The following is an 8,125-nucleotide window of genomic DNA, read 5'->3' as shown; positions in this document are numbered from 1 at the left end:
AAAGACCAATTTTTGCATATTAATTAGTTTAAAGTTTAAGGTTTCAAGTTTAAAGTTTTGTAATGCGAAAATAAACGTATTATGAAACTTTAAACTTTTTTCGTTTAGAATAGAAAACTTTAAACTTTAAACAAAATAAACCTGAAACAAAAATAAAGACATGGGCGTATTAAGATTACAATTGCCAACCGACCCAAGATGGGTAAATATTGTTGAGAAGAACATAGAAGAAATCTTAACAGATCACGCTTGGTGCGAGCAAAAAGCAGCAACAAACGCGATTACAATTATTACGAATAACTCTGAGCATCAAGATTTAGTAAAAGACTTATTAGCTTTAGCTAAAGAAGAAATCGATCATTTTGAGCAAGTTCACAACATTATTATCAAAAGAGGATTAAAATTAGGTCGTGAGCGTAAAGATGATTACGTAAACGAACTCTATCAATACATGAAAAGAAGCGGAGACGGAAGCCGTGTTTCTGGTCTTGTAGAAAGATTATTATTCTCTGCAATGATCGAAGCTAGAAGCTGTGAACGTTTCAAAGTACTTTCTGAAAACATTAAAGACGAAGAGTTGGCTGTTTTCTATAGAGAATTAATGGAAAGCGAAGCAGGACATTACACCACTTTTATTACTTACGCTCGTAAATATGGTACAGGAATAGACGTTGAAAAACGTTGGAGAGAATGGTTAGCTTTCGAAGAGTCAATTATTACCAATTACGGAAAGGGAGAAACAATTCACGGGTAGTTTTTGATTTTGTTTGTTTTGTTTCAGGTTTCAAGTTTGTCACGTTGAGCGAAGTCGAAACGCGTTCCAGTTAGAAACTTTGTGAATCTCTGTGAAATCTTTGTGAAATCTTTGTGAGTCTCTGCGGAATTTAATTTTGCCTTTGTCAGGCTGAGCGAAGTCGAAGCCCACACAAAGTAAATCAATTGTTCAAAAGTTCAAGTTTTTGTTAATCTAATATCTGAAATCTAAAATCAGAAATTCTTACATTTGAGAGTAACCAAAATCTCGAACTATGAGAATAGAAATGGACCTAAAATTGGGTTTTAAAGACGTAATGTTTAGACCTAAAAGATCAACGCTAAGAAGCAGATCTGAAGTTTCCCTAGAACAAAATTTCAAGTTTTTACACAGTACTTCAAGTTGGACAGGAATTCCTATTATGGCAGCCAATATGGATACTGTGGGAACTTTTGAAATCGCAAAGGTTTTGGCAAAAGAAAAGCTTTTTACAGCAATCCATAAACATTACACTTTAGAAGAGTGGAATAATTTCTTAAAAAATGTAACTCCAGATTTCTACGATTATATTGCCGTAAGCACTGGAACAGGAAAAGAAGATTTTGAGAAAATTGAAAAAATAATTACAGAAAATCCGTTACTGAAATTTATTTGTATTGATGTTGCTAACGGCTATTCAGAACATTTTGTTCAGTTTTTAAAACAAACCCGCAAACAGTATCCCGATAAAATCATTATAGCAGGAAATGTAGTTACAGGAGAAATGACAGAAGAACTCCTATTAGCTGGTGCTGATATTGTAAAAGTCGGAATTGGACCAGGTTCTGTTTGTACAACTCGTGTGAAAACAGGCGTAGGTTATCCGCAATTGTCTGCAATTATCGAATGTGCAGATGCAGCACACGGTTTAGGAGGTCACATTATCAGCGATGGCGGCTGTTCAACTCCAGGAGATGTTGCTAAAGCTTTTGGTGCAGGAGCCGATTTTGTAATGTTGGGAGGAATGCTCGCGGGACACACAGAAAGCGGCGGTGAATTAATTGAAATAAAAGGCGAAAAATTCAAACAGTTTTACGGAATGAGCTCGAAAACTGCAATGGACAAACATTCCGGCGGAGTTGCAGAATACAGAGCAAGCGAAGGAAAAACAGTTCAAGTTCCGTTTAAAGGAGATGTGATTCACACTGTTTTAGATATTTTAGGCGGAATAAGAAGCACATGCACTTATGTTGGCGCTTCAAGATTAAAAGAATTGACTAAACGAACGACTTTTATCCGCGTAAGCGAACAAGAAAATCAAGTTTTTACTAAATAAATATGATTAAAATTACAGAAGCATTTGTTGAAGATATTGCTAAAATTCAAGAAATCGCACATATAACATGGCCTATTACTTATAGCGAAATTTTAACTGCGGAACAATTAGAGTACATGTTAAATCTAATTTATTCTAATGAAGCATTATCAAAGCAAATTCAGAATAAAGAACAGTTGTTCTATTTAATTTCAGATTCAGAATCGGTTATTGGTTTTATCGGAATTGAACACAATTATAAAGGAGAAGCTATTACTAAAATCCATAAAATTTATCTTCTGCCAGAAACACAAGGAAAAGGTTATGGCAAAATAGTTTTTGAAGAAATTGAAAAAATGGCTTTGGCAAGTAACTCAAACGAACTTTTACTGAACGTAAACCGTTTTAATACGGCGTTGAATTTCTATAAAAAACTTGGTTTCGAAATTAAAGAAACCGTTGATATCGAAATTGGAAATGGATATTTGATGGAGGATTACGTAATGGGAAAATCAGTCTCAAAGTAATTTTTTAGCATTTTTGTCATTTCGACGAAGGAGAATCTTCGTAAGAAGCTCTATAAAGATTGACAACTTTTCTGTGCGGAGCTACTTGTGGAGATTTGCTTCGCCTGTTCGCTATCGCTCGGGTCTCCTTCGTCGAAATGACAAACTTTGAGTAGATGCTAACGCTATTGGCTAAAATTCTTTTTTATCCAACTAGCTTACAATCACATCATGCATAAACAATAATCCCTTCACTTGATTCAAAGAAAAAATAGCTTTTTTAAGTTTAGTTTTAGAAGGATCAATAGTATAATTGTAACTCGTTTTAAAATCGGCTTTATTAGCAATGGCTTTGTTGAATTCGGAACGATATAAATCGCAATTATCGAAAATTACGCTGGTTAAATCTGCGGCCATAAAATCTACTGCAATTAAACTGCAATTGGTAAACGGAGTTCCTTTCAATTTTAAAGTATAAAATTTCGAAAAATCGAGAACACAATCATTAAAATGAACTTCAAAAATTAGTTTATCACACATAGCGAAATTTACTTCTTTAATTTCGCATCGATTAAAAGTTGCAGTTCTAAAAGCAACATAATTTATTTTGGCTTCGGTAAAAATACAATCATTAAAAACACAGTCAATAAAAGTAACTGCTAGAAAAGTGCAGGCCGAGAAATTACAATTATTAAAAACGCAGCATTCGAAGTCTTTAAAGTTAAGATCATCTTTGGCGTAAACAATTGTATTGTATTCTTTATCAAGAAAATATTCGCTTTCTTTTTTCAATTCTTTTTCAATAATTATTTGAGGCTGAAAAGTTAATAATTTGCTATAGAATTTTCGTTGAAAATCGGAATCATTTTGAAATTATTAACGACTTTAGAATAAAAATTTAATGTAGCTTTACACTTATTTTTTAAGTTAAAACAGATCAATTTTATTATATGGAATCAACAAGAAAAGAGCATGATTTTCTAGGAGAATTAGAAATTCCAAATCATTTATATTACGGAATCCAGACTTTTAGAGCTGTAGAGAATTTCAATATTACAGGAATTCCGATTTCAAAAGAGCCTTTATTCATCAAAGCTTTAGGATATGTAAAAAAGGCTGCTGCTTTAGCCAATAAAGACTGTGGCGCAATTGATCCTAAAATTGCCGAAGCAATCTGTTACGGAAGCGATCAGGTTATTGCTGGTAAATTTGATCAGGAATTTGTGAGCGATTTAATTCAGGGTGGAGCAGGAACTTCTGTAAACATGAATGCCAATGAAGTAATTGCCAATATTGGACTAGAATATTTAGGACATAAAAAAGGAGAATACAATTTTCTTCATCCAAACAATCATGTAAACTGTTCTCAATCGACAAATGATGCTTATCCATCGGCTTTTAGAATTGCTTTGTATTTGAAAATGGAAAGCTTTATTAAAACTTTTGCTGGTTTAGAAGTCGCATTTGCTAAAAAAGGAGAGGAGTTTAAAGAAGTCCTAAAAATGGGAAGAACGCAATTGCAAGATGCGGTTCCGATGACTTTAGGGCAGGAATTTAAAGCTTATGCTACAACAATTGGAGAAGATATTCAGCGTTTAAAAAATGCTCAGGAATTGTTGTTAGAAATCAATATGGGAGCAACGGCTATTGGAACTAAAGTAAATGCACCAGAAGGATATCCTGAAATTTGTGTGGCTTATTTGGCGAAAGAAGTTGGAATTCCATTAACTCTTTCACCAGATTTAATCGAAGCAACGGTCGATACAGGAGCTTATGTGCAGATTATGGGAACTTTAAAACGTTCTGCAGTTAAGATTTCTAAAATCTGCAACGATTTACGTTTATTAAGCTCGGGGCCAAGAACAGGTTTTAATGAAATCAATCTTCCAGCGCGTCAGCCAGGATCTTCAATTATGCCAGGAAAGGTAAATCCAGTAATTCCAGAAGTGGTAAATCAGACTTGTTTTTATGTAATTGGTCAGGATTTAACGGTTACAATGGCAGCAGAAGCGGGACAATTGCAATTAAATGTAATGGAACCTGTAATTGCTTTCGCAATGTTTACTTCGTTGGATTATCTTTCAAATGCGATTCAAACTTTAATCGATAAATGTATTAACGGAATTACAGCAAACGTAGATCATTGCTATAATATGGTAATGAACAGCATCGGAATCGTAACACAATTGAATCCAATTTTAGGTTACGAAGAAAGTGCGAGTATTGCTGGAGAAGCTTTAAAAACAGGTAAAAGTGTGCATCAAATTGCAGTTTTGGAAAGAAAGCTGATTACACAAGAAAAATGGGACGAAATTTATTCTCTAGAGAATTTAATTCATCCAAAATTTATCACAAAATAAGGATTCCCATAAAAAATATAATAGCAAGCCGTCATTCATCTGACGGCTTTTTTTATTTTAATTTTATTGGATTGTAAGTCTAATATGTTGAAAATAAGCTATATATTTACATGTGAATTGATTATTGTTTCAAAAAATTAAAACTTTCACATGGTAAAATTTTTAAAAAATAATTATTTTCAGAATAAATTTAAAATCTTATGGTTGCTTTTTTTTATTCAACTTAATTTGAATGCTCAAACCGAGATTGACAGTTCTAAAATTTGTCCTCCTAGAACAATATTAGAAATCTTCAAAAAAAAGGATTCTATTTATGTTGTAAAACCCATAAAAAACAGCTTCTTCTTAATTATTCCAGCAATAGGCTCTCAGCCTGCTACGGGTTTCTTTTATGGCGCTGTAGCTCAATATACTTTTAAAGGAAAAGAAAAAGCAGACAAATATTCAATAGCCAATGTCGGAATAACATACACCACAAAAAAGCAATGGCTTGTAAACGTTAAGAATAATATTCTATTGAAAAATAATAGAATATTTTTGAGTGGTGATTATCGTTTGTATATATTTTCACAACCTAATTACGGTTTAGGAACAAATATTATTCCGCCTCGCCGCAATCAGGAGCCTGGTTTCAGTATTGATTCTATTGCTGAACCAATGGATTATAATTATTTTAAATTTCATCAATCGGTCTCCTTTCAAGTTCATCCGAATTTTTACGTTGGCGGCGGAGTCAATATTGATTGGTATTCGAGTATTGTTGATAAAGATCTTGATGTTGCAAATGGAAAATTTACTTACCACTATAATTATAATCAGAAATATGGATTTGATGAATCAGAATATTTTTTAAACGGTGTGAGTCTTAATTTGGTTTACGATTCAAGAGATAATCAGGTGAATGCAACGCACGGCTGGTTTGCCAATATAAATTACCGCTTTAATCCAGAAATATTTGACAATCAAGAAGTAAGTAATGTTTTGTATGCCGAATATCGAAATTTTATTCCGGTTTCGCAAAAAGATAAACGATATATTCTAGCGCTTTGGACTTATGGACAATTTGTAACCAAAGGAAAAGTTCCATACTTGAATTTGCCTGCAATTGGTTGGGATCAGCGTAGTCGAAGCGGTGAGGGATATACACAGGGATTATTTAGAGGAACAAATTTAATTTATCTAGCAACAGAATTTAGGTTTCCGCTTAGTTGCGATCAAATGTTCAGCGGAACGGTTTTTACAAACTTCGTAACAACAAGTAATCCAGACACTAATACAAAACTTTTTCAATATGTTCAGCCAGCTTTTGGTTTCGGACTCCGCATTTTAATTGATAAAGCAACTAGAACCAATCTTATTGCAGATTATGCGTGGGGAAATAATTCTAAAGGATTCTATTTGAATGCTGGAGAAACTTTTTAAATGTAATAAAAACCACAATTTGGTTTAAACGCAACACTTCTCTTTTATTTCAAAAATTAAGATTAATAAGCTTTAACCCTAAAATAATATGAAAAAGCAGGCTGTAAGGGCTGCTTTTTTTATTCTTCATAATTAAATCATAATTTGTAATGTTGTGTCAAATTATGTTAAATTGTATTCCTATTTTTGTTGTATATACACACTTCTTAAGATGAAATTACTGATAGTTGAAGACGAACCAAATCTATTATCGATATTACGTAAAGGGTTTGCAGAAAATAATAATGAAGTAAGCGTTGCAATGGACGGTAAAACGGCTATGGAAATGATTCATAATTATACCTTCGATGTAGTAATTTTGGATGTGATGCTTCCTGATGTCAACGGAATTGAAATTTGCAGAAGACTTCGTGCAGCAAAAAACTTTGTACCTATTTTGCTATTAACAGCTTTAGGAACTTCAGAAAACATTGTAACGGGATTAAACGCTGGAGCTGATGATTATTTGGTAAAGCCGTTTAAATTTGGCGAATTAGATGCCAGAATAAATGCGCTCTACAGAAGATCACAACAGGAAACAGAAAAAATAGATACTATCACAATTGCCGATTTAGAAATAAACGGACGTGCCAAAACGGTTAAAAGAGATGGAGAAAACATTGTTTTAACTGCCAAAGAATTCAAACTATTATATTATTTAGCTAAAAATACTGGCAGAATCGTTTCGCGCGATCAGATTTTGGATAATGTTTGGGATATTAATTTTGACATGAATACCAACGTTGTCGATGTCTATATTACGTACTTAAGAAGAAAGATAGATAAGCCTTTTTCAACCAAACTGATTCATACCATGAAGGGTTTAGGTTATATAATTAAGCCATAATATGGATATTAGAAAAAAAATCACTTTCAATTATGTTGCACTTTCTACCTTTAGTACTTCGCTATTGTGTATTATCGTATTTTTTCTTTTTAGGGAAAACAATCGATACCACTTCTTAAAGCGTTTAGATGATAGGGCAAAAATTGTTTCTTCAATTCATTTTCAAAAAGACCCAGAGAAAATTAAATATTATAAAAATCTTCAAAAAAATGGTCTTGAAGAATTAATTGAAGAAGAAGAATATGTATTAAAAATAAATAGCCATAATAGTTTTGATTATAATACAAATCTGAATCTTCCGAATACGTTTTACACTAATATTTTAAAAACAGGGAAAGATTCTTTTGAAAGAGATAATAAATATTATTTAGGACAGATTTTTCAAGAAAACAATCAAAAGTATATTGTAATTGTTAGCGCGAGAGATCGTAAAGGGAAAGACACGACCGTTTATATTGTCAAAATCATGCTTTTTGGCGGAATCGGTTTTGTGATTCTAGCGTTTCTTTTAGGACGATTTTTAGCAAAACGAGTTATCGATCCTGTAGCAAGAATTACAAAAGAAGTAAAAAGAATTAGTGCTTCTAATCTTCATAATCGTCTTCCAGAAGTAAAAAATTCTGATGAAATTTCAGATTTGACCAATACTTTCAATAATATGCTGGATCGTTTGGAAACCTCTTTTGAGATTCAAGCGAACTTTATTAATAATGCTTCTCACGAATTAAAAACGCCAATAACAACGATTATTGCCGAAGCAGAAATTATGTTGCTTAAAGAAAGACAACAGCATGAATATATAGAATCTCTACAAAATATATACAGTCAGGCTTCAAGATTAGGAAACTTAACAGAAAGCTTGCTAAAATTGACGCAAACAGGTTATGACGGACAAAAACAAGT

At 32.7% G+C, this 8,125-nt stretch carries 8 protein-coding genes; 7 read left to right on the top strand and 1 reads right to left on the bottom strand.

Annotated features, from left to right (window positions below):
* Positions 1 to 160 precede the first annotated feature (160 nt).
* From B3J44_RS19985 to B3J44_RS19975, 3 genes are all read left to right on the top strand, one after another.
* Positions 161 to 754, top strand: a complete 594-nt coding sequence (locus B3J44_RS19985) for a tRNA-(ms[2]io[6]A)-hydroxylase (RefSeq protein WP_012025392.1) — start codon at positions 161 to 163, stop codon at positions 752 to 754.
* A 274-nt stretch (positions 755 to 1,028) separates the two neighbouring features.
* Complete coding sequence (locus B3J44_RS19980; protein ID WP_286971035.1) at positions 1,029 to 2,069, top strand: GMP reductase; 1,041 nt, start codon at positions 1,029 to 1,031, stop codon at positions 2,067 to 2,069.
* Positions 2,070 to 2,071: 2 nt separating this feature from the next.
* Positions 2,072 to 2,575 carry a GNAT family N-acetyltransferase gene (locus B3J44_RS19975; RefSeq protein ID WP_286971034.1) on the top strand — a complete coding sequence of 168 codons (504 nt, stop codon included), beginning with the start codon at positions 2,072 to 2,074 and terminating at the stop codon, positions 2,573 to 2,575.
* 192 nt (positions 2,576 to 2,767) lie between these two features.
* Here the strand turns inward: B3J44_RS19975 and B3J44_RS19970 are convergent, their stop codons facing one another.
* Entirely contained in the window at positions 2,768 to 3,346 is a 579-nt protein-coding gene (locus B3J44_RS19970; RefSeq protein ID WP_286971033.1) for a pentapeptide repeat-containing protein, read from the bottom strand.
* A 158-nt stretch (positions 3,347 to 3,504) separates the two neighbouring features.
* Here B3J44_RS19970 and aspA point away from each other — a divergent pair, with 158 nt between their 5' ends.
* The 4 genes from aspA to B3J44_RS19950 form a co-directional block, all read left to right on the top strand.
* Positions 3,505 to 4,914 carry an aspartate ammonia-lyase gene (gene aspA, locus B3J44_RS19965; protein ID WP_286971032.1) on the top strand — a complete coding sequence of 470 codons (1,410 nt, stop codon included), beginning with the start codon at positions 3,505 to 3,507 and terminating at the stop codon, positions 4,912 to 4,914.
* 150 nt (positions 4,915 to 5,064) lie between these two features.
* Positions 5,065 to 6,336, top strand: coding sequence for a BamA/TamA family outer membrane protein (locus tag B3J44_RS19960; protein WP_198856043.1), 1,272 nt, complete (start codon positions 5,065 to 5,067; stop codon positions 6,334 to 6,336).
* A 211-nt stretch (positions 6,337 to 6,547) separates the two neighbouring features.
* Positions 6,548 to 7,222, top strand: coding sequence for a response regulator transcription factor (locus tag B3J44_RS19955; protein ID WP_286971031.1), 675 nt, complete (start codon positions 6,548 to 6,550; stop codon positions 7,220 to 7,222).
* A gap of 1 nt (position 7,223) precedes the next feature.
* Positions 7,224 to 8,125: HAMP domain-containing protein (locus B3J44_RS19950; RefSeq protein WP_286971030.1), on the top strand; the 902-nt coding region annotated here is incomplete at its 3' end.

Source organism: Flavobacterium sp. UBA4854 (assembly GCF_002399805.1).
Lineage (GTDB): Bacteria > Bacteroidota > Bacteroidia > Flavobacteriales > Flavobacteriaceae > Flavobacterium > Flavobacterium ginsengisoli.
The sequence above is the reverse complement of the archived record's forward strand: the minus strand, read 5'-3'. Positions and strand labels throughout refer to the sequence as shown.